Annotated in this window: 17 protein-coding genes; 12 read left to right on the top strand and 5 right to left on the bottom strand. The window is 36.5% G+C overall.

What is annotated here, in order from left to right; genetic code table 11:
• Nucleotides 1-228 precede the first annotated feature (228 nt).
• The 8 genes from ACZIX2_RS02355 to ACZIX2_RS02320 all read left to right on the top strand — a co-directional run bounded on the left by ACZIX2_RS02355 (nt 229) and on the right by ACZIX2_RS02320 (nt 9,046).
• Nucleotides 229-1,692: a lipopolysaccharide biosynthesis protein gene (locus tag ACZIX2_RS02355; RefSeq protein WP_463338470.1), complete on the top strand. Its 1,464-nt coding sequence runs from the start codon at nt 229-231 to the stop codon at nt 1,690-1,692.
• A 117-nt stretch (nt 1,693-1,809) separates the two neighbouring features.
• Nucleotides 1,810-2,244, top strand: coding sequence for a dUTP diphosphatase (gene dut, locus ACZIX2_RS02350; RefSeq protein ID WP_463338469.1), 435 nt, complete (start codon nt 1,810-1,812; stop codon nt 2,242-2,244).
• A gap of 136 nt (nt 2,245-2,380) precedes the next feature.
• Nucleotides 2,381-3,397 carry a sugar phosphate nucleotidyltransferase gene (locus ACZIX2_RS02345; RefSeq protein WP_463338468.1) on the top strand — a complete coding sequence of 339 codons (1,017 nt, stop codon included), beginning with the start codon at nt 2,381-2,383 and terminating at the stop codon, nt 3,395-3,397.
• A 7-nt stretch (nt 3,398-3,404) separates the two neighbouring features.
• A complete protein-coding gene (locus ACZIX2_RS02340) occupies nt 3,405-4,754 on the top strand; it encodes a tetratricopeptide repeat protein (RefSeq protein ID WP_463338467.1) in 1,350 nt (449 codons plus the stop codon).
• Nucleotides 4,754-5,527 (top strand): lipoprotein insertase outer membrane protein LolB1, encoded by a 774-nt coding sequence (lolB1, locus tag ACZIX2_RS02335; RefSeq protein ID WP_463338466.1) that lies wholly within the window; start codon nt 4,754-4,756, stop codon nt 5,525-5,527. Before ACZIX2_RS02340 ends, lolB1 begins: the two co-directional genes overlap by 1 nt.
• 24 nt (nt 5,528-5,551) lie before the next feature.
• Nucleotides 5,552-6,790, top strand: a complete 1,239-nt coding sequence (locus tag ACZIX2_RS02330) for a murein hydrolase activator EnvC family protein (RefSeq protein ID WP_463338465.1) — start codon at nt 5,552-5,554, stop codon at nt 6,788-6,790.
• A 103-nt stretch (nt 6,791-6,893) separates the two neighbouring features.
• On the top strand, nt 6,894-8,270 hold the full coding sequence (locus ACZIX2_RS02325; RefSeq protein WP_463338464.1) for a murein hydrolase activator EnvC family protein: 1,377 nt from the start codon (nt 6,894-6,896) through the stop codon (nt 8,268-8,270).
• Between the two features lie 47 nt (nt 8,271-8,317).
• Nucleotides 8,318-9,046, top strand: coding sequence for a lysophospholipid acyltransferase family protein (locus tag ACZIX2_RS02320; protein WP_463338463.1), 729 nt, complete (start codon nt 8,318-8,320; stop codon nt 9,044-9,046).
• Between the two features lie 215 nt (nt 9,047-9,261).
• On the opposite strand, the gene ACZIX2_RS02315 is transcribed toward ACZIX2_RS02320, so the two are convergent.
• The 5 genes from ACZIX2_RS02315 to ACZIX2_RS02295 form a co-directional block, all read right to left on the bottom strand.
• Nucleotides 9,262-11,127 carry a glycoside hydrolase family 10 protein gene (locus tag ACZIX2_RS02315; protein ID WP_463338462.1) on the bottom strand — a complete coding sequence of 622 codons (1,866 nt, stop codon included), beginning with the start codon at nt 11,125-11,127 and terminating at the stop codon, nt 9,262-9,264.
• 570 nt (nt 11,128-11,697) lie between these two features.
• Nucleotides 11,698-12,702: a recombinase RecA gene (gene recA / locus ACZIX2_RS02310; RefSeq protein ID WP_463338461.1), complete on the bottom strand. Its 1,005-nt coding sequence runs from the start codon at nt 12,700-12,702 to the stop codon at nt 11,698-11,700.
• A gap of 124 nt (nt 12,703-12,826) precedes the next feature.
• Nucleotides 12,827-13,336, bottom strand: coding sequence for an acyl-CoA thioesterase (locus tag ACZIX2_RS02305; protein WP_463338460.1), 510 nt, complete (start codon nt 13,334-13,336; stop codon nt 12,827-12,829).
• A gap of 23 nt (nt 13,337-13,359) precedes the next feature.
• Nucleotides 13,360-13,743, bottom strand: a complete 384-nt coding sequence (locus tag ACZIX2_RS02300) for a DoxX family protein (protein ID WP_463338459.1) — start codon at nt 13,741-13,743, stop codon at nt 13,360-13,362.
• A gap of 4 nt (nt 13,744-13,747) precedes the next feature.
• The gene (locus tag ACZIX2_RS02295; protein WP_463338458.1) at nt 13,748-14,896 is read right to left on the bottom strand and encodes a DNA polymerase III subunit; all 1,149 of its coding nucleotides are present in this window, start codon (nt 14,894-14,896) and stop codon (nt 13,748-13,750) included.
• Between the two features lie 351 nt (nt 14,897-15,247).
• On the opposite strand from ACZIX2_RS02295, the gene ACZIX2_RS02290 reads away from it, so the two are divergent.
• The 4 genes from ACZIX2_RS02290 to ACZIX2_RS02275 all read left to right on the top strand — a co-directional run bounded on the left by ACZIX2_RS02290 (nt 15,248) and on the right by ACZIX2_RS02275 (nt 21,688).
• Entirely contained in the window at nt 15,248-15,688 is a 441-nt protein-coding gene (locus ACZIX2_RS02290) for a hypothetical protein (protein WP_463338457.1), read from the top strand.
• Nucleotides 15,689-15,799: 111 nt separating this feature from the next.
• Nucleotides 15,800-17,086 (top strand): hypothetical protein, encoded by a 1,287-nt coding sequence (locus tag ACZIX2_RS02285; RefSeq protein ID WP_463338456.1) that lies wholly within the window; start codon nt 15,800-15,802, stop codon nt 17,084-17,086.
• A gap of 83 nt (nt 17,087-17,169) precedes the next feature.
• Nucleotides 17,170-18,663, top strand: a complete 1,494-nt coding sequence (locus ACZIX2_RS02280; RefSeq protein WP_463338455.1) for a T9SS type B sorting domain-containing protein — start codon at nt 17,170-17,172, stop codon at nt 18,661-18,663.
• 1 nt (nt 18,664) lies between these two features.
• Complete coding sequence (locus ACZIX2_RS02275; RefSeq protein ID WP_463338454.1) at nt 18,665-21,688, top strand: PorP/SprF family type IX secretion system membrane protein; 3,024 nt, start codon at nt 18,665-18,667, stop codon at nt 21,686-21,688.
• Nucleotides 21,689-21,824 lie beyond the last annotated feature (136 nt).

Below are 21,824 nucleotides of genomic sequence, written 5' to 3'. Positions count from 1 at the left end.
AACCCTTTGTGCTCTTTGTGGTTTAATTTAACACCAAAGAAAACGCTTACTATTCTTATATGACCTTATAGGCTCTTATATGTTTCAATAAATAGATGTTATTCCAAAAAGGCTTCACTGACTTCTATGTTTAAATAAAACCGCAATCTATGCGGTTAAATTTTTTCCCTAAGTCTTCCTTGAATTCGTTATTTTTGCTTTTTTATGTCGAATTAAAACCAAATAACATTGGGATTGTATAAAAGTCTCTTCAAACAAACGGCCATTTACGGATTAGCAACCGTTTTGCCCCGTATGCTTAGTTTTTTATTGGTACGTTTGTACACCGGAATTTTACCCACCGCAGAGTATGGAGAAGTATCTATTGTGCTTTCGTGGATGGTGTTTTTTAATGTCATTTTATCGTACGGTATGGAGACGGCTTTTTTTCGTTTCTATAGTGCGGAAACCGACAAAGAAAATGTCATAGCCACCAGTACTATTTCCATTTTTTGGTCCTCCATTTTATTTTTGTTTGCTGCTTTATTGTTTAGAGGCACCTTAGCTTCTTGGGCGCATGTAGATGTACAATACATCACTTTTTCGATTTGGATTTTGGTGTTGGATGCGCTGGTTATTATTCCGTTTTCAAAGTTACGCGCCAATAAAAAACCTATGATGTATGCTATCATCAAAATTGGGAATGTAGCAGTAAACCTGTTGCTCAACCTTTATTTTTTATTGATGTTGCCTAAAATATATGAAGCAAATCCGCATTCTTTTTTAGGAAACATGTACATCGATAATTTCGAAATTGGGTATATATTCGTTTCCAATTTATTAGCAAGTTTGCTCACTTTTGTGGTGCTTTCGCCCAATTATGTTTCTTTAAAACGCAATTTCGATGCCGTACTTTGGCGAAAAATGATGGGGTACGGATTACCGATCTTAATTGCTGGTATCGCTTTTGCGGTCAACGAACATTTTGATAAAATTTTGTTGGGTTATTTATTACCTGATAACATTGCCAAATCGGAGGTTGGGGCTTATTCGGCCTGTTATAAGTTGGGCCTATTCATGGTGCTTTTTGCCACGGCTTTTCGTTTGGGAATCGAACCGTTTTTCTTTAGCCACGCTAGTAGCGAAAATGCCCCGCAAACCTACGCCGTAATTACAAAGTATTTTGTCATTTTTGGGTCTTTGATTCTTTTGGGTGTGATTGTTTTTGCCGATGTTTTAAAGTTTTTGTTACTAGATGATGAAACGTATTGGGAAGCCATGAAAGTCGTGCCTTTGATTATTTTGGCCAATTTCTTTTTGGGGATTTACAACAATTTATCCGTTTGGTATAAACTCACGGACAAGACCATAATGGGGGCTTATATCTCTATTGTGGGGGCACTTTTAACCCTAGTTTTGAACTATTTGTTAATTCCCAAATTAAGTTATTATGGATCGGCCATAGCCACAATTGCGGCCTATGGTAGTATGATGTTTATTTCCTATGGCATGGGCAAAAAACATTATCCTATCCCTTATGATATGGAAAAAATTGGAGGCTATTTAGGACTTTCCATTTTGTTTTCTGCAATTTCTTTCTATGGATTTAGAGAAAATTATTTTATAGGAATTCCGTTATTGTTGTTGTTTATCTATTTTATTTATCACAACGAGAAAACCACAATATTAAATATTATTAAACGAAAAAAATAAGAAGGAGCTATTTCCTGCTGTACGCTATATCTGTGGTCCTGAACCCCAGGACCACAGGATGCCGCTTCCATCAGGGCTAGAGCCAAGTACTAATCAAGACTTATAGTTTTAAAAAAGATGAATATTAATATTATCAATACTTCTTCGCACGCCTTACCAAGTTATGAAACCATAGCATCGGCGGGAATGGATTTGCGTGCCAATTTATCCGAACCCGTTACCTTAGCCCCTTTAGAAAGAGCCATCATAAAAACAGGCTTGTTTATCGAGTTACCTATAGGTTACGAAGCGCAAGTGCGACCTCGTAGTGGTTTGGCTGCCAAAAACGGAATTACCGTTTTGAATGCTCCTGGAACAATTGATGCCGATTATCGTGGAGAAATTGGTGTGATTTTAGTAAATTTATCCAATGAGACCTTTGTGATTGAAAACGGAGAGCGTGTGGCTCAGTTAGTTATTGCCAAACATGAGCGTGCAGAATGGGTAGTTGTGAACGAGTTATCAGAGACCGCTCGCGGTGCCGGAGGATTTGGTAGCACGGGAGTAAAATAGTAAACAGTGTTCAGCTTTTAGTATTCGGTTCGCCGTCAACAAAGACAGTGTTTGAACAAAAGCTAGTAAAAAATAATCAGAAGAGTATTTTGTTTTGTCTTAATACTTAATTCTACAATCTTAAATATAGAATATAATGAAAATAATAGTACCAATGGCGGGACGTGGGTCTCGTTTAAGACCACATTCACTAACGGTTCCTAAGCCATTAATCCCTGTTGCAGGTAAACCCATTGTACATCGATTAGTTGAAGATATAGCTAAAATTTTAAAACAACCTATAGATGAAATCGCATTTATCTTAGGAGACGAAGCTTTTTTTGGAGATGATGTAGTAGCAAGCTTAGAAGAATTAGCCCAGAGTTTAGGGGCCAAAGCTTCTATTTATCGTCAGGATTTACCTTTAGGTACTGGGCACGCCATTATGTGTGCCAAAGAATCATTGTCAGGTCCAGCCGTTATTGCTTATGCCGATACGTTGATTCGTGCCGATTTTGAATTAGATCCAGAAGCTGATGCTGTAATTTGGGTTAAACAAGTTGACCAACCCGAAGCTTATGGTGTAGTGAAATTGAATGCTCAAAATGAAATCGTAGAATTGGTTGAAAAACCAAAAGAGTTTGTGAGTGACTTAGCAGTTATTGGAATTTATTATTTCAAGGACGTTGCCATTTTAAAACAAGAATTACAAAATGTTTTGGATAACAACATCCAAAATGGAGGTGAATACCAAATTAATGATGGTATCAAAGGTATGATGGCCAATGGTAAGGTATTTAAAACCGGAAGTGTTGACGAATGGATGGATTGTGGCAACAAAAACGTAACGGTAGAAACCAACGGGCGTATGCTTGGTTTCTTGCAACACGATGGAGTTGATTTAGTTGATCCATCAGCCAAGTTAGTGAACAGTACTATAGTACCACCATGTTTTATTGGTCCCAATGTAGTGTTACAAAATGCGGTTGTTGGTCCTAATGTTTCGCTAGGTAAAGGTTGTCATGTTACCGATTCTACTATCAAAAACAGTCTAATACAAACGCATGCGCATATTAAAAATGCCACATTAGACAATGCCATGATTGGGAATCATGTGGTCTATGATGGTAATTTTACCAGTATCAGTATAGGAGATTATTCCGTTTTAGAATAAAAAAAAAATGAACATTCGTGCCATAGCAGTTATTTTTTGGGGATCGTTAGTCTTTCCTTCTTGGGTTCAAGCACAAACAGAGCCTGATCAAATTGCTATGGCTACCAATGCCTTTCAGGAGTCCTTTTATGAAGCTTTATTGCAAAAGGGTATCGAAAATTACGACAAAGCCATAGTAGCTTTAGAAAAATGTTTGCAATCGCAACCCTATGAAGCTGCAGTTCATTATGAATTGGGCAAAAACTATTTGGCCTTAAAGAATTACGAAAGTGCGTATGCCTCTTTTGAAAAAGCAAGTACGATAGATCCTAAAAACAAATGGTTTTGGGTAGGGATGTATGAAGTGGCCTATGAAACGAAAGCCTATGCCAGAGGAATTGCCGTGCTCCAAAAATTAGTGGTCTTGGATCCTAAATTTAAAGAGGATTTAGTAACGTTGTATATGGCAACCAAAGCCTATGACAAAGCTTTAGCACTTATTAACGAATTGAATGAAACGGTAGGAAAATCGGATGAAAGGGAACGTTATAAAATCCAAATCTTATCCCAAGGGCAATTTCAAAAAACAGAAATTGAAAATTTGTTAACCCAAATCGAAAAGTTTCCTAAAGAAGAATCGAATTATATCGATTTGATTTATCAATATTCCAAAAACAATGAAGTTGAAAAAATGCTTCAAGTGGCCCAACGATTAGAAAAGGAAATTCCCACTTCAGTCTGGGCACAAGTGAGTTTGTTCAAATTTCATATTGAAAAAAATGACGGGAACAAGGCGGTACAATCTATGAATCTTATCTTAGGAAGTAACGTAATCGATGCGAAAATAAAACATCGGGTGCTCAATGAATTTCTTATTTATGCCGGCAAAAACCCTCAATATGAACCCGATTTAGAAAAAGCCATTACGGTGATGGCTTCCGATGCGACTATCCCGGTGGCTTTAGAAATCGCTCATTTTTATTTTAACAAAAAACAATGGGAAAAGGCTGTAAAATATTATGATAAAGCCTTTGAAAGCAACCCCAAGCTATCGATTGAAAATTTAATTTTGTTACTACAATCCTACACCGAAGCAAAACAATTTGAAAATTTAGTAAAAAAGGCACAATCCTTGGTAGAACAATATCCGTCGCAACCTCATTTTTATTTTTATTTAGGACTGGGAAACAATCAATTACAGCAATTTAAAAAAGCCAAAGAGGCCTTAGAATCAGGTATTGATTTTGTGATTGAAAATCCAAGGTTAGAAGCTAATTTTTATTTACAGTTGGGAGCATCTTATCTAGGATTAGGCGATTTTAACAAAAAAGAATTCTATTTTAGCAAAGCCAATCAATTAGTAAAAGAAAAGAAATAATGAAACGATACGGATTACTTGTGATACTCATCACCTTGATGTCTTGCAAAACCCAAAAGAGTGCCGTGGCCTCGATCTCTCCGGAAATAGTCACTAGCAAAAGTTCGATCATAGAACGATTGTATCAAAATAAAAACGATTTTTCTACTTTGTATATAAAATCGAATGCCAATTATGCGGATCAAAAAATGGCGCAAAATGTTACAGCCGAAATCAAAATCAAAAAAGACGAACAAATTTTGGTGAGTGTTCGGTTTTTAGGCATTACTATGGCCAAAGCTTTGATTACTCCCCAAAGCGTAAGTTATTACGAAAAAATAAACGGACAATATTTTGAAGGCGATTTTAAAGGTTTGAGCCAATGGTTAGGTACCGATTTGAATTTTGAGAAAGTACAGAATCTCTTGATTGGGCAAGCCATAGACGATTTGTCTAAAGGAGAGTATAAAGAAATTCAAGAATCGCAAGAGCAATACAAATTAGAAGCCAAATCCATTGGAGCCATTCAAAAATCGTTTTTTGTGAACGTACTAGAAAATGTGCTTCAAAAACAAGAAATAGCTCAAGTAGATCAAGGAAGAAGTATTCAAGTAGCGTATACCAATTTTGGACAATATGCCCATTTGAAAATGCCTTCAAAAGTGCAAATAGTGGCTTCACAACCAAAAGGGAATACAGAAATTAAACTGAATTATAATACGATAACAGTCAATGAGTCGTTAACCTTTCCTTACAGTGTTCCAGAAGGCTATACGAGAATTACGATTAAATAAGGTGTCCTAAAATATTAACGAGATATGCCAAAATTTTTCCTAAGTATGCTTTTGATTTTTTGTTTCTTCCAAAGTTGGGGGCAAGAATCGCAACAAGAAAAGTTAGAACAACGAAAAGCTCAAATTCAACAAGAAATACTTGAAAATGAAAAACAATTGCAATCGGTAAGGAAAAAAGAAAAATCGGCCGTATCGCTTGTGATGCTTCAGGCTAATAAAATCAGATTGCAACAAAAATTGATCAGTATGACCCAAAAACAAGAAAAAGTCTTGGGCAATAATATGTATATCAATCAAGTTAAAATCAATAAACTCAAAAGAGAGTTGGATACCTTGAAATCGGATTACGCTCGTATGATTGTGAAATCCTACAAAAGTCGCTCCGAGGCCAGTAGAGCCATGTTTTTGTTGTCTTCACAAAATTTTTTACAAGCGTATAAAAGAGCGCAATACATGAAGCAGTATAGCAGCTTCAGAAAAATGCAAGGCGAAGCCATATTGGCTACTTCCAAAGAATTACAAAATTATTACGAGAAGCTTTCGGTTCAAAAGAAAGAAAAACACCAGCTTTTAGTAGAAAAGGAAAAGGAAAAACAACTTTTAGAAAAAGAAAAGAAAAACCAAGAACGCTTGGTGAATGCTATTAAAAAAGACAAGAAAAAAATCATGGCGGCTATACGTAAGAAACAAGCCGAGACCAAAGCCATAGACCGTCAAATTGATCGATTAATTCGAGCCGCAATTGCCGAAGCCAATCGAAAAGCAGCTTTAGAACGAGACAAAAATGGCGCCAACATCACAGATGGTTCTGCGTCTAGAATCGCTTTAACGCCAGCCACCAAATTGATTGCGGACAATTTTAGGGCCAATAAAGGAAAACTTCCTTGGCCTGTAGAAAAAGGTTTTGTTTCACTTGGTTACGGAAAACAACCTCACCCTGTGTTTCCAACTTTAGAAATTAATAACAGTGGCGTGGAAATCACCACAGAATCTGGAGCTTACGCGCGATCTGTTTTTGAAGGTGAAGTAGCTAATATCATGGTGCTTTCTCCTGTGAACAAAGCTGTAATGGTGCAACATGGTGATTGTTTTACCGTGTATCAAAATTTAAGTACCGTAACCGTTTCCAAAGGTGAAAAAGTTGGAATAAAGCAAAATTTAGGTAAAATTAGAACGGGTAGCGATGGGAAAACAGTGTTGAAATTTACCATTTCACAAAATGCGACCTATAATAATCCAGCCTATTGGTTGTACAATATGTAACATGCTGTAGCGATCCAAAAAACACTAAATTATTCTAAAGATAAAGTAGTGTTTTTTTTTTGCTATTACTGAATTGAGTACTTTTGTTCAAAAATAGAACTACATGCCCAAATCGCTCTTTACCCTAATTTTTTTTAGCGTTACTTTCTTTGCGTTTGCTCAAAAGAATCAACAACAAAAATTAGAAATACAAAAAGCAAAGTTGCAAAAGGAAATTCGCAACAACGAAATCCAATTAAAGGATGCCAAAAAGAAAGAAAAATCAGCGGCAAACATCATTGCTATTCAAAATAAGAAAATCCAACTCAAAGCGGCTTTAATTCAGACTACTGAGCAACAAACTCATGTTCTTAGTGATACGATTCAGGTGAATGAGTTAAAGATAAAACATTTGGATAACGAATTGCATTTGTTAAAATCCGATTATGCTGAAATGATTCTTAAGTCTTATAAAAGTAGGTCGCAAGAAAGTAGACTACTGTTTATTTTGTCTTCCAATAGTTTTACGCAAGCGTATAAACGCTTTCGATATATGCAACAATACGCAAGTTATCGAAGAATTCAAGGACAGGAAATTGAGCAGAAATCGATACAGCTACAAGGGTATCACCAGAAATTAACCCTACAAAAAAACAAAAAAGAGCAATTGATTGCCGAAAATGAAAAGGAAAAAGTCTCTTTAGAAATTGAAAAACAAGAACAACAAAAAATAGTTCAGCAACTTCAAAAGGATCAAAAACGAATCATAGCCGAGATCAAGAAAAAACAACTCGAATACAAAAAAGTTGATCGAGAAATTGATCGTTTAATACGATTGGCCATTGCTGAAGCCAATAGAAAAGCGGCATTAGCCAGAGCAGCCAAAGAAAAAGCACTAAGAGAAAAGGCATTAGCGGAGAAAAAAGCTAGAGAAAAAGCACTAGCCGAAAAAGCAAAGGCCAATGCTTTAGCTAAAGAGACCAAAACCGTCAAAACTCCTGATGTAACCAAGGAGAAAGCTGTTGTGGTGGCGCCTAAAACAGCTGTTTCTTCAACCAAAATGGAACTCACACCAAAGGATCAATTGGTTTCTGATAATTTCAAAGCCAACAAAGGGCGTTTGCCTTGGCCAGTAGACAAGGGGTCAGTTTTTATAGGTTTTGGAACCCAACCGCATCCGGTATATAAAACCTTAACCATTCAAAATAGCGGTTTATCTATAGCTACCTATAATGGAGCTACTGCAAGAGCTGTTTTTTCGGGCGAAGTGTTTTCTGTGATTGCTATTGCAAATAATAAAGCAGTAATGATTCAGCACGGCGATTATTTTACAGTCTACCAAAATTTAAGTACTATTAATGTAAGAAAAGGTGATAAAGTGTCTACGAAACAATCCCTTGGAACCATTCGTACCAATGCTGAAGGAAAAACCATTTTGAAATTCACCTTGTGCCAAAATGTAAATTATATAAATCCCAAACCCTGGTTATCTACAAATTAATACCCTAATTTTGAAAAATAAAGTTGAGTAAGAACATGAAAAATGGAATGCAAAAGTTGCTATGGTTACTCTGGAGGATATGGTTTTATGTTCTTATGGCGTTGCCGATTTTAGTGATGTTTCCATTTTTAGTACTTTCTATAGCTACTGAAAAGGGCTATCCTTATTTTTTCAAAATGGCACGACTTTGGGCCAAGTTTATTCTTTTTGGTATGGGATTTTCTTATCAGGTGTCAGGTTTTCGTACTATAAATCCTGATAAGAGTTATATGATTGTAGCCAATCACACCTCAATGATCGACATTATGTTGATGTTGGCGATTATTAAAAATCCTTTTGTATTTGTAGGAAAAAAGGAATTGGTTAATATTCCATTATTTGGATTTTTCTATAAACATACTTGTATTTTAGTAGATCGGGCTTGTGCCAAGAGTAGAAACGCTGTTTTTCAAGAAGCTCAAAAAAAGATAGATATGGGGCGTAGTATTTGCATTTTTCCAGAAGGAGGGGTGCCTGATGATGAATCTATCGTTTTGGACGATTTCCGAGATGGAGCTTTTCGTTTGGCGTTAGATCATCATTTGCCGATACTCCCTATTACTTTTCCTGATAATAAAAAACGATTTTCATATACTTTTTTTAGTGGGGCTCCTGGTTTGCTTCGCGTGTATTTTCATGAAAGTATTCCAACGGAACATCTTTCCAAACATGACAAGAAAGCGCTAAAAGAACAAGTGCATAGTGCTATTTTGCATCAATTGCAGTCAATGGCATAGTATTTATGGTATTTTTAAGTCTTTATATTTTCGATATTTAGAGCAACAGTACGTTTGGATTTCAAATACGCGATTCTCACGGACTTTAAAACAAAGAAAAACCTTTCAAATATTAAATTTAATTTCAGATTTATCAATTAAGAAGTGTAATAAAAAAAGAGACAGTACTAATTTGAATTAGCCTGTCTCTTTTTTTGAATGCGGTGGGCAATCCGTTATTTTTTGATCAATTTGAATGAGGTACTTGTACCGTTGGACCAAGTAATTTTACCTAGATAAGCTCCTTTTGAAAGGGTTGTAAGTAGTACTTCAGTAGTTTGATTGTCGTGTACTTCAAGTGGTTGTGACCATACTTTTTTACCATTAATGTTGAACAATTGAAGTGTAGCTTCGCCTTGAATTGCATTGTCGAAGGATATATTGATTTTGTCAACAAAAGGATTTGGGAAAACTACAATTTGAGCATTATTAGTAGTGTCAAATAGTGTAGTGGCCAATGTTTTGTCAAATGCACCTTTCTCGTTATTGTTTTTGTCTAAGGAAGTTACCACAAAATATTTGGTATCAATTTGAGACTGAGTCAAGGTGAGTTCATTACCTACCACAATATCAATAATTTTACTACCATCTTCTTTGTTGGATACCGCTTGATTGGCATTATCAAAAGCATACACCACATATTTTTCAGGAATATCGCCATCTTCGGCTGCAGGAGGAGTATCCCATTTTAACTTAAGACCTTCTAAACGAATATTTGTAGGCGCATTGGGACAGATGTTATCTTTACCTTTGAAAGGCGGCACAAAAGATTTGTATTTGTATTGGGTAGTAGTTAATGCTTGGTTTAATGCTTTTTTGTTGTCTTTGATTTCTTTATAGCTATAGGCTACTTGACCAAAGGTATTGTCCATTCCTGTGGTACGGTTGTGGTTAATTTGGTTTTGAATTTCGGTTATAGGCCAATTGTTTGTATCATCCATTTTATAGTAGGCCTGACTAATGAATAAGGGAATGTTTTTGGCTTTCGTTTGATCATTCCACCATTTGGATAAAGCGCCATAATCTTGTCCTCCAGTAAATTTCCAGTATAATTGAGGAGCAAGATAATCAACTTTACCGGCATTTAACCAAGCAATAGGATCGCAAAAAAGGGCATCATAAGTTGAATTCCCACTAATACCTGGTGGAGTTCCTGATTTCCAAATTCCAGCAGGACTCACACCAAAGATGATGTTCTTTTTGTAACTACTATTGATATTTTGTATAGCATCGTATACACTAGCAATCATTTGGTTGACATTGTCTCTTCGCCAATTTTCTAACGTTAATCCGTTAGGGTTGTAAGCGCTATAGGTAGCGGCATCTTGATTATTGGGTGCTGCTAACATACCAAAAACGGTAGCCGAGGCTGCTCCAAAATAAAAATAATCGTCAAAATGAATACCATCGACGTCATAATTTTTGGCAATTTCTTCCACCACTTTGGTGATATGTGTTCTTACTTCTGGTAAACCTGGGTCTAGTATTTTTATATTACCTTGAGAATTGTCGGTTTTGAGAGAAGTTAAGACCCAATTGGAGTTGGTATTTATTACATGGTTCGCCGCTCTTGGATACGTAGCTACGGCAGAGGTTTGAAGACGATAGGGGTTTAACCAAGCGTGAAGTTCTAGGCCTCTTTTGTGTGCTTCGTTTACTGCAAAAGTAAGGGGGTCCCAAAGCGGTGAGGGCGCTTGACCTTGGGTTCCAGTTAGCCATTGTGACCAAGGCACAATCGTAGAGCTATACAACGCATCTCCTTCGCATCTTACTTGTAAAAAAACCGTGTTGTAACCATTTGTTTTTAAATTATCCAATATGGTAATCAATTCTTGTTGTTGTACAGATGGAGTAGCAGTCTTGTTGGTGGGCCAATGTAAACTGAAAACTGAGGCCACAAATACCCCTCGCAAATCTTTTTTTGGTGTCGTACGATCAAATTCATTTCCAACGACGCAGTCTTGGGCAGAAACATTCATTAATGGGAATAGAAAAAAAGCACACAATAGTAAATGTATTTTTTTTAGTAATGTTTTATTCATAATTATTTAATTTTGGTTGCCCTAAAAGTATGAATAAATACTACAAATACAACGTTATATTAAAAAAAATTACTAAATGTATATAATAATTTAAATAGTTGGTTTATTTAAAGAAAGTCAAATTTAGTTTGTCACACTTTATCCCAGATTCCGCATTAGATTTCATTGCGAAATAGTGTCATTTTTTAAAAATGGACTTGCTCACTGTTTTTGAAGTAGGAAACAACTTTCAGTGAATACCTTATAAATATAAAGCGATGAGCTAATACTTTTGTATTTTGAATTTAAAAATGGGAGAACCAAGCGAAGCGTATCTAGAACTCCCCAAAAAAAAACTCGTGAAAAAGTTCTTAATTTTGAAGAAGAAATTCATTCACTGAACTCCGCTAATAAATTTAATCTGGTGAGGTAATTTAGTTGTAGTAGATTTCTAATGCCGAATCTGGGTTTATCTCCAAGATGATTTGGAAGTGTATCGGACATGATGTATTACAGTTTATAAAAAAACACAAAAAAACTACAAATTCATAAAATTGAACTTGTAGTTTTGGTTGTTTGGAAAAGGATAGTTTAATCAGCCAATTCCTTAATTTGATTTTTGATTTTGATTTCTAATTCATCCGCCAATTCTGGATTGTCTTTGATTAAAGTTTTAACCGCATCTCGACCTTGACCTAGTTTGGTGTCGCCATAACTGAACCAAGAACCCGCTTTTTTGATGATATCAAATTCAACAGCTAAGTCTAAAATTTCTCCTGTTTTAGAAATTCCTTCGCCATACATGATATCAAATTCAGCAACTTTAAACGGTGGAGCCACTTTGTTTTTAACAATTTTTACTTTAGTGCGGTTACCCAACACGTTTTCGCCATCTTTAATTTGAGTAGAACGACGAATGTCTAAACGTACCGAGGCGTAAAATTTCAAAGCATTACCCCCTGTAGTGGTTTCTGGATTTCCGAACATCACTCCAATTTTTTCTCTCAATTGGTTGATGAAGAATACTGTACAATTGGTTTTGCTAATAGTAGCAGTCAATTTACGTAAAGCTTGAGACATTAATCGGGCGTGTAATCCCATTTTGGAGTCACCCATTTCGCCTTCAATTTCACTTTTTGGAGTAAGTGCGGCTACCGAGTCGATAACAACAATATCTATAGCCCCAGAACGAATTAGGTTTTCGGCGATTTCCAGTGCTTGCTCTCCATTATCGGGTTGTGAAATAATCAGATTTTCTATATCTACTCCTAGTTTTTCAGCATAATTTCTATCAAAGGCATGTTCGGCATCTATAAATGCGGCGATACCTCCAGCTTTTTGTGCTTCCGCAATGGCGTGCAACGTTAGGGTAGTTTTACCAGATGATTCGGGTCCAAAAATTTCAATAATTCTTCCTTTTGGATACCCATTAACTCCTAACGCTAAATCCACTCCTAGAGAACCCGATGAAATGGTTTCTACTTCTTCAATGGCTTTATCTCCCATTTTCATAACCGTACCTTTTCCGTAGGTTTTGTCTAATTTGTCAAGCGTTAGTTGTAATGCTTTTAATTTGGCTTCTTTGTCTGCACTCATGTTTTAATTTTTTTGGTTTATAAATGATTTATAAGGCGTATAATTATCTTTTTATGGAAGTAAAAATACATTTTTTATTTATTGTAGCGTTACTACAAATCAAAAATGTGAAGGGTTTATAAAGTTAGTTGAAAAGCGCTTTTAATTCGGTTGCATCATGAGGGTTCATTTTTCCTGCAAGGACAAGGCTCAATTGTTTTCGTCGTAGAGCGGCATCAAAACGTTGTTTTTCAAGTTCGGTTTCGGGAACAATTGGGGCCACTTCTACAGGTCTTCCGGTGTCATCAACAGCTACAAATGTATAGATACCTTCGTTGGCTTTGTTGCGTTGGCCAGATTCGCGATCTTCTATCCAAACATCCAAATAAATTTCCATGGAACTTTTAAAGGATCTCGAAATTTTAGCTTCAACCGTTACGACACTTCCAATTGGAATAGCTCTATTGAAGGCTACATGATTTACAGATGCCGTTACCACGATTCTTCTGGAGTGACGTCTTGCCGCAATACTTGCAGCGCGATCCATTCGGGCTAATAGCTCGCCTCCAAACAAATTGTTTAGGGGGTTGGTCTCACTAGGTAGTACTAAATCGGTTAAAATAGTTAACGATTCGGAAGGGGATTTAGCTTTCATATAAAATGTAATAGTAAAGGAGGTTAACTAAGCCAAAATACTGCTATTACGGCTGGTATAAAATAAATAACAATGGTTCTTGCGCCATCATAATCTTTGGCTAATCGTTGTCCAAAAAGCAACATTAACAGTGTAATACAGGAAAAAACAGCGCCATAATAGCCGTAGATTCTTCCGTTGGTTTGAAGTAATTCGATGCTGCCAACGCAACATAAAATTCCAGAAATTAATTCAAGTATAAGTACATGGGCTAGCGCAAGTGGTACTTGGTTTTTTAGAGGGGTAGTGGCAAAATGTTCTTTAAGCCAGGTTACATTTGATTTCCAATTAAAAAGTTTATCATAAGCAGATTGAATAAAGGTTAGTGCTAAGAAAACTAGAATTAAAAGCGAAGCAGTATTGTTCATTATGTTACTTTTTATGAATTAATCGAGTAAGTTGAATAGATAAATCGGTCAATATTATTTTCGCATTTCCATTTCTTTCTATATGGTATAAAGCATCTGACAATTGCTGGAAGATATCTTGTATGTTATTGCCATGAATGAATGGTGCAAAGTTTTCGAGTTTGAATTTTTCTACTTTTGGACTTAGGTAAACTAGTGGTTGTGCTTGATAATTTAACAACAAAGCTTGACGAAACATTTCGATACAAAAGTGAAGAAATTTTTTTTGCTTTTCTCTTCCCAATTGTGCGATTTGTTCACTCCAATCTATCAAATCTTGAATGACAGCCGCATTGCCTTTGGCTTTGAATGCAGCCCTTACCCAAACCACAAACCACTGTTCGAATAACAAATCATCGGCATCATCACGCAAAAGATGTAATGCTTTATTGTAATTTCCTTGTGCTTGATGTGCAATGGATTGTGCGACATTTGGATTTAATTGCTGCTGTGCAATTAAAGCTTCTTGTATGTCGATTTGAGCAATGCCATTAAAATGAATCTTCTGACAACGCGAAAGGATAGTGCTAATAATAGCTTCTTCGTTTTCGGTAATCAACAGAAACAGTGTTTTTTCCGGAGGCTCTTCTAATAGTTTCAAAAGCTTATTGGCTGCTGCAGTGTTGAGCTTATCGGCCATCCAAACAATCATGATTTTATATCCCCCTTCGTAGGATTTTAAGGATAATGATTTTAAGATTTCTTGGGCATCATCTACTCTAATTTCCCCTTGTTTGTTTTGAACGCCCAAGAAAGTGTACCAATCCATTAAACTTCCGTAGGGATTTTGTAGTACAAATTCACGCCATTCCTTTATAAAGTCTATGCTTTTGGGTTTGCTTTTTACCTCCTCGGTGCTAACCGTTGGATAAATAAAATGCAAATCAGGATGGGCGAGTTGTTGGAATTTTAGATTACAACTTTCGTTTCCATGATGGTTTTCTCCATTGGAATTTTGACACAATATGTATTGAGCATACGCTATGGCCATGGGCAAAGCACCGGAACCTTCAGGACCAATAAACAATTGGGCATGCGGAATTCTGCCGAAATCGGCACTTTGTTGTAAATGGTGCTTGATGTGTTGTTGCCCTAGAATAGTTGAAAATTGCATGAAGCAAAGATAATAGAAAATGATGCAGGAAAAGTAAGTTTGAATTAAACTTTAGGTTTGCTAAGGAGTGATTTATTTAGTACAAGTTTATGTATGAAAAATGCTGTTTATTAACAATTTAAAAGTGTTAAATAAGTTAAAATGGGTATTAAATTATTAATTATAATTGTTAAAAATAAAAATATTAAACAACTGTTAAACAATCCGTTAAATGAAAATATTATCGATAAAAGTTAACTTTTGTATAATTGTGTAATATTTTTTAAGCATAAAATTATGGCATTAAGTTGTCTGTTAACTTAATTTGATTATTTTTGTTATTAACATTTTAATTAACAAAATCGAAAAAGCATGAAAGGGAAAATTATTTTTTTAGGTGTATTATTTTTTTTCGCTCTTGGAGTAGCGTCTGCACAAACTAAAGCACCTCAGAGCATTATTAGTAGAACCGCTTTGATTAAAAAGTATTATTCTAAACCTGAATTGGAACAATTGCAAAAGGGGCCTCTGTTAGAATTGTACATTGAAAGAATTAAAGTTTTAGTAAAAACTTTGCCTTACATCGCTTTGGTTACCAAACCAGGTGTTACTTTAACAGACTTAGGAATCCCAGAAGATGCTAATAATACAAAAGCATTGACTACGCAAAACGAAAGTATGGATTCGTTTTTAGAAGTGACAGTCGATTTTCAAAGAAAAATGGTTCCTTATGCAGACAAAGGAAATTTAATTTCGGCGATTTTGTTTTATGAAGAAACATTAAAGTCGTTGAATAGCATTGGAGAAAACTAATAAGGAAGGTTTCTCTACTAATCCATTGAATTTACAATTCACATTACCTCCTGCGAAAGCAGGTAAAGCATAAAGTTACAATGATTATTAACACTTTAAAATTTTAGCCTTATGAAAAGCTTGACCAGTTTGATAGCTCTGTGGCTATTGGTTCTTGTAAGTGCAAGTGCACAAGAAAAAGGTATAGTAGGTGCTACCAATTGGTTGAACAATTGGACAGAATTTAAGCCTGCTAAATCAGATTATGGTGAGCCCAATCAAATATTGGCGGGTACTATTTCTACCAATACAAAGTTGTTGAAAAAAAATGTTTATCTTTTGCAAGGCTCTGTATATGTAAATAACAATGCAGTACTGACTATTGAACCAGGTACGGTAATTATAGGTGATTTTGCATCAGGAGCCGCTTTAGTGATTACCAAAGGGTCTACTATTATTGCCGATGGTCTAGAAACTGATCCCATTGTTTTTACTTCCAATCGAAGTGTGAAAAAAGCAGGAGACTGGGGTGGGTTAGTCATTTTAGGTGATGCACCTATTAACAAATTTGGTGGAGTAGGTTCTGTGAATTATGATTTAGATAATGCCATGACTGTATACGGGGGTACAAATGCTGCCTCTAATTCTGGAATACTTCGATTCGTAAGGGTAGAGTATGCGGGAAAGAAAATAAAAGGAAGTGGTAATTTCAACGGTATCTTTTTTGGAGGTGTTGGAAATACAACTATCATAGAAAATGTAATGGTAAGCAACTGTGCTGGAGATTCTTTCGAAGTGTTTGGTGGAGAATTGGTAATGACTAAGTTGGTGTCTCTCAGAGCGAATGGTATTGATTTTAAATTCAATTATGGAGCTCAATGTAGAATTGACAATTCTTTAGCCATTCGATCTTCTTACATTTCAAGTAATACTGTAGCCTCAAGATGTTTTGACGTAGCTTCCTATGATCAAAAAAGCGAGGTAGATTTTACTAAAAAGCAAACCTCGGTAAACGCTACTAATATGACTTTTTTAAATGACAGCGACGATTTAGCCGCTGATATTCAAAAAGACTTGATTAAAGATGCAGTTAGAGTAGCCGAAAACACCTATTTGGATTTGAAACGTACTGTGATTTCCGGTTTCAACCCAGCTGTGGTATTGGATGCAAAAATCGACATTACTGCATCTAACTTGAATAAGATTAAATTGCAACAATTATATATTAATTTTTGTAAAGGAAACATTTTTACAGAATTTAATCCTAACAACGATGAGTTAGAAAATTGGTACGGCAACAGTGCTTTTTTTAATGTTTACGATAAAAAGAACAATGCAGAAGCCTTTTTAGATTTCTCTAATGAAAAGAGACCTGACTTTAGGTTGCGTATTTCTAAAATAACTGCTTCTAACAACTAAATTGTTCAATTTGAAAACTTTGGTTGTCCCCCCAAACAACCAAAGTTTTTTTATGTTAACCTACTAAATCGTTGAATTTAAACATGAAAAGGAACTGTAAGGTAGTTTTATATATTCTTTTTACCTTTTTATTTTCAGTTGGAATTTCGCCTTTTGTTCAAACACTTCAAGCTCAAATGGCGATTGCTAAACCTACTTTAGAATTCACTCAATTTTGCGCTAATTCTTCATTTAACACTTTTAAGGTTAAGTTTGTTTTTTCTGCAACAAATGGAATTAATGCATCTAATCAGTTTATTGTAGAACTGTCTGACGGAAACGGAAGTTTCGCCTCTCCAACCGTATTGTATACCAGTGCACCCGATGCAATCAAGACTTCACCAGTTGAAATATCAAATCTTTCAGTACCCGTCACAACATTTGGTGAAAATTATAGAATTCGAGTTCGAAGTACCACTCCTCCTAGTGTGAGCCAATTGTCTAATCCTTTCCCTGCTTATTATAAACCCCAAGACAGTCCTTTCACCATTAACAATAGTGTTCAGAATGTAGTGATTTGCTCTGGAGGAACGTATTTGCTAACGATTGATAACCCTGGTACAGGTCAAAATGATTCCCCACTAAAATATCCGGGTTTAACATTCAATTGGTTTAAAGACAATGGAGGTTCACTTCCGCCAACCAAAGTAGCTGCAGCAACGGGTGGAAGTTACATGGTTACCGCACCAGGTGAATATTATGTAGAAACAAATTACGGTTCTTGTACCTCAAGTTCCTATTCCAATAAAGTTTCGGTTTCCACTTCTAGCTCGGGAGCCATTGCTTCTATTACTTCGAGTCAAGGTAATCCGTATTGCGACACTCAAGGCGGAACTTTGTTGACGGTTACCCAAGCCAATTCTTATCAGTGGTTCAAAGATAATGTTGCGATTCCCAATGCAACTAATCAAACTTATACGGCAACTTCACCTGGAATTTATAGTGCTAAAATTAGTTTTGGAAGTTGTCAGGCTACGGCCAGTATTGATTTGAAGGCTGTTACTTTTTCCAGTAGTTTAAATGTTCCACCAACGCAAGCCATAGATGTTGGAACTTCTGTTAATGTTCAAGTCACTACAGATGCAGTAAATCCAACGTATCAGTGGTATTTCAATGGGGTACTAATTCCTAATGTAAGCTCCAAAACCTATGAAGTATCTACTAAAGGAAAGTATAAAGTGGTGATTACACAACCCGGGAATTGTTCGGTAACAAAAGAGTTGGAGTTCGAAATCACTTACCTTTCTGATCCAGACAATTTTCCAGATGTTCCCAATATTCCTAATGTTATAAGTCCAAATGGCGATTTTATCAATGATACTTGGATTTTGCCTCAAGCTTACGTGAAAGGCACCAACACCGAAGTGGTGATACTTAATGCTTTGGGAGAGATAGTGCTGCAAACCACTAGTTATGAAAATAATTGGCCTTTATTAACGAATCCGATAGTATTTAAAAACGTGAACCCCGTATATTATTATATCATCACAACAGCTGATAAAAAGGTTAAAAAGGGATCTATAACAGTGATACAATAGTATGAAGCATGTTTTACTTTTAATTGCCGTATTTTGTGGATTACAGTTTGATATTCATGCTCAAACACCCCCTGTAGAAAATGGGGTTGCATCTTTTGCATTACCCATACGAAATTCGTTAAAGTACAATCGTTTTGTTCTTAATCCTGCTTTTAGTTTTGTCAAAGAAAATAATACGGTAGCTACACTGTATAGTAAACAACAATGGGGACAATTAGAGAATGCTCCTACTACGTATTTGGGGAGTTACTCTGGGCGTTTTCTTGAAAATCAAGGATTCGGTCTGGCGGTTTTTAAACAAAATCTCAACATTATCTCTACTTTTGGAGCGGTAGCCAATTTTGCTCATAATGTAGTATTTCAAGAAGAAAGTAATCTTACTTTTGGGTTGAATTTAGCCGCTTATCAAAGTGGTATCGATAGAGGACGAATTATTACCAATGATCCTTCTGATCCTTCTCTAAACAATATTCCTTCCAATTTTTTGCTGACCCTAAGTCCAGGTATTAATTATGGAACTGCTTTTTTTGATTTCGGTCTAGCATTAAATAATATAGTTGCTTACAACGTTTCATCTTCCAAAATGCTTCAAGAGGATCCAGAACAATCCATACAAGCCCATTTAATGTATACTGGCTATATGGATACCTATGGATTTTTTGATAAAAGTAAATTTACAGCTTTAGTGCGTTCCGAATTTAAAAAGGATAAAACGGTACTTTCGGGTCTTGCCATGTTTTCTCTACCTATAGGAGTTTGGGCACAAGCGGGTTATAATACCTTATATGGCCTTTCGGGAGGTATAGGGATGAACATTACTCCTAGTATTTCTATTGAGTATAATTTAGAGAAAGGGCTTTCAAGTTTTTCTGGTTTTGGCCCTTCTCATGAAATTGTTTTGGCGTATAAGTTCAAAAATAGTACCTATTTTACAGGAGATGATGAAGAAGAAGGAGCTTTGATAATTCCTGTCGAAGTGCCAAGAAAACCGGTTGCTAAACCTGTAACTAAAAATACACCTAAAACCACAACTCCTGCAAAGCCAACTACAATAATTTCGCCAATAGATCGAGCCAATTTGGAAGCTGCTCGTTTGGAGGCTCAAGCAGAAAGAGAAAAATTACGTCAAGAAAAATTGCGTGAAATGGCTATTGCCAAAGCGAAAGCCGAAGCAGATGCTAAAGCGAAAGCCGATGCCGAAGCCGCCCGTTTACGACAAGAACAATTGGCAGCAGAAACTAAAGCGAAAGCCAAGGCCGATGCTGAAGCAGAACGTTTACGTCAAGAGAAATTAGCTGCAGAAACTAAAGCGAAAGCCGATGCGAAAGCCAAGGCCGATGCCGAAGCAGAACGTTTACGTCAAGAGAAACTAGCTGCGGATGCGAAATTAGCTGCGGAAGCGAAAGCTAAAGCAGATGCGAAAGCCAAGGCTGATTCCGAAGCGGAGCGTTTACGTCAAGAGAAATTAACTGCGGAAGCCAAAGCCAAAGCTGATGCGAAAGCCAAGGCAGATGCCGAAGCGGAGCGTTTACGTCAAGAGAAATTAGCTGCGGAAGCGAAAGCCAAAGCTGATGCCAAAGCCAAAGCTGATGCCGAAGCAGAACGTTTACGTAAAGAAAAATTAGCAGCGGAAGCCAAAGCCAAAGCTGATGCGAAAGCTAAAGCCGATGCTGAAGCGGAGCGTCTACGTCAAGCGAAATTAGCTGCGGAAGCCAAAGCGCAAGCTGATGCGAAAGCTAAAGCCGATGCTGAAGCGGAGCGTCTACGTCAAGCGAAATTAGCTGCGGAAGCCAAAGCGCAAGCTGATGCCAAAGCCAAAGCTGATGCCGAAGCAGAACGTTTACGTCAAGATAAATTAGCTGCGGAAGCCAAAGCGCAAGCTGATGCCAAAGCCAAAGCTGATGCCGAAGCGGAACGTTTACGTCAAGAGAAGTTAGCTGCGGAAGCCAAAGCACAAGCTGATGCGAAAGCCAAGGCTGATGCCGAAGCGGAGCGTTTACGTCAAGAGAAGTTAGCTGCGGAAGCCAAAGCGCAAGCCGAAGCTAAAGCGAAAGCTGATGCCGAAGCAGAACGTTTACGTCAAGAGAAACTAGCTGCGGAAGCCAAAGCAAAAGCCGAAGCTGACGCAAAAGCCAAAGCGGCCAGTATCGTCGTGAAAGATGAAACCGCAAAAGCGATTGATGATATGGCCAAACAAGCCGAAGAATCCAGTAAGATGCAAAAATCATTACTGGCTCAATTGGATCAAAAAGTAGCGGTGAAAGCCAAAGAATTGCGTGAAATGAAGGAGGAAAACGACTTAAGTGAGCAAGGAATATACAAAGAACCACAAGAAATTAAGCGTACAACAAACGATAATGCAGTTATTGAATCGTTGAAATCTCAAATTGCTTCCTTGAATAAAATGCAAGATGACAATATTCTTAAAATTAAGAATTTATTCGATGAGCGTATTAAGAAAGGTGCCAGCGCAACGGATGCTTTAAGTGTAAGTTATCTCAAATCGATTGATCAATTGAAGGCGGAGCAATCTGCAACTATCCAATCGAATAATCGTTTATTGGAGTCATTAGAAAATATTAAAGTAGCTGTTGAAGTGGAGAAAAAACGTCGTATCAAGCGTGCGAATTCATTGAATGATTCAGATCGTTTGGCACAAGATCAAGCTACGTTGAAGCGCATCAAAGAAACGACAAAAACTAGTGCAACTCCATTGACTGTAAATGATTTTGACTTTGGAGAGGAGCAATCGAATATGCAAATTATGAAACGTGTGGCCCATACGGAAAGTGCCTTTTATGCGGTGCTTGCGGTTCATAAAGATGTGGCCAAACGAGACAAATTCTTGACACAAATGGTAGCATCTGGTCAGAAAAATGTGAATTTCTTCTATGATGCCAATACGAGTAGCTATTACATTTATAGTGACAAGTTTGAGACCATACAAGAAGCACAAAGTGAAATGAACAACAAAGGCAAATTACCATTTACTAATAAAATGGCGATTATAAAAGTGGAGAATTAATGAGATGCTTTTGAGCTTGAAATGTCTTTGTAGTACTTTTTAAGAGTAGATACAGTATCGTTAAAAATTTTAGTAAAATAATTTGGAACACAATTATAAATAGTCTTTTCTTTAAAGCTGGTTCCTTCCCCAAGGG

The sequence above is a fragment of the Flavobacterium riviphilum genome, assembly GCF_055231795.1.
This window is presented reverse-complemented; position numbering and strand designations above follow the sequence as displayed.

What these genes read in the sequence shown, in the direction of transcription:
- ACZIX2_RS02345 (WP_463338468.1), top strand. Translation starts at nt 2,381, where the DNA reads ATGAAAATAATAGTACCAATGGCGGGACGTGGGTCTCGTTTAAGACCA.
- dut (WP_463338469.1), top strand. Translation starts at nt 1,810, where the DNA reads ATGAATATTAATATTATCAATACTTCTTCGCACGCCTTACCAAGTTAT.
- ACZIX2_RS02290 (WP_463338457.1), top strand. Translation starts at nt 15,248, where the DNA reads ATGAAAGGGAAAATTATTTTTTTAGGTGTATTATTTTTTTTCGCTCTT.
- recA (WP_463338461.1), bottom strand. Translation starts at nt 12,702, where the DNA reads ATGAGTGCAGACAAAGAAGCCAAATTAAAAGCATTACAACTAACGCTT.
- ACZIX2_RS02280 (WP_463338455.1), top strand. Translation starts at nt 17,170, where the DNA reads ATGAAAAGGAACTGTAAGGTAGTTTTATATATTCTTTTTACCTTTTTA.
- ACZIX2_RS02320 (WP_463338463.1), top strand. Translation starts at nt 8,318, where the DNA reads ATGCAAAAGTTGCTATGGTTACTCTGGAGGATATGGTTTTATGTTCTT.
- ACZIX2_RS02340 (WP_463338467.1), top strand. Translation starts at nt 3,405, where the DNA reads ATGAACATTCGTGCCATAGCAGTTATTTTTTGGGGATCGTTAGTCTTT.
- ACZIX2_RS02285 (WP_463338456.1), top strand. Translation starts at nt 15,800, where the DNA reads ATGAAAAGCTTGACCAGTTTGATAGCTCTGTGGCTATTGGTTCTTGTA.
- lolB1 (WP_463338466.1), top strand. Translation starts at nt 4,754, where the DNA reads ATGAAACGATACGGATTACTTGTGATACTCATCACCTTGATGTCTTGC.
- ACZIX2_RS02330 (WP_463338465.1), top strand. Translation starts at nt 5,552, where the DNA reads ATGCCAAAATTTTTCCTAAGTATGCTTTTGATTTTTTGTTTCTTCCAA.
- ACZIX2_RS02300 (WP_463338459.1), bottom strand. Translation starts at nt 13,743, where the DNA reads ATGAACAATACTGCTTCGCTTTTAATTCTAGTTTTCTTAGCACTAACC.
- ACZIX2_RS02325 (WP_463338464.1), top strand. Translation starts at nt 6,894, where the DNA reads ATGCCCAAATCGCTCTTTACCCTAATTTTTTTTAGCGTTACTTTCTTT.
- ACZIX2_RS02305 (WP_463338460.1), bottom strand. Translation starts at nt 13,336, where the DNA reads ATGAAAGCTAAATCCCCTTCCGAATCGTTAACTATTTTAACCGATTTA.
- ACZIX2_RS02315 (WP_463338462.1), bottom strand. Translation starts at nt 11,127, where the DNA reads ATGAATAAAACATTACTAAAAAAAATACATTTACTATTGTGTGCTTTT.
- ACZIX2_RS02295 (WP_463338458.1), bottom strand. Translation starts at nt 14,896, where the DNA reads ATGCAATTTTCAACTATTCTAGGGCAACAACACATCAAGCACCATTTA.
- ACZIX2_RS02275 (WP_463338454.1), top strand. Translation starts at nt 18,665, where the DNA reads ATGAAGCATGTTTTACTTTTAATTGCCGTATTTTGTGGATTACAGTTT.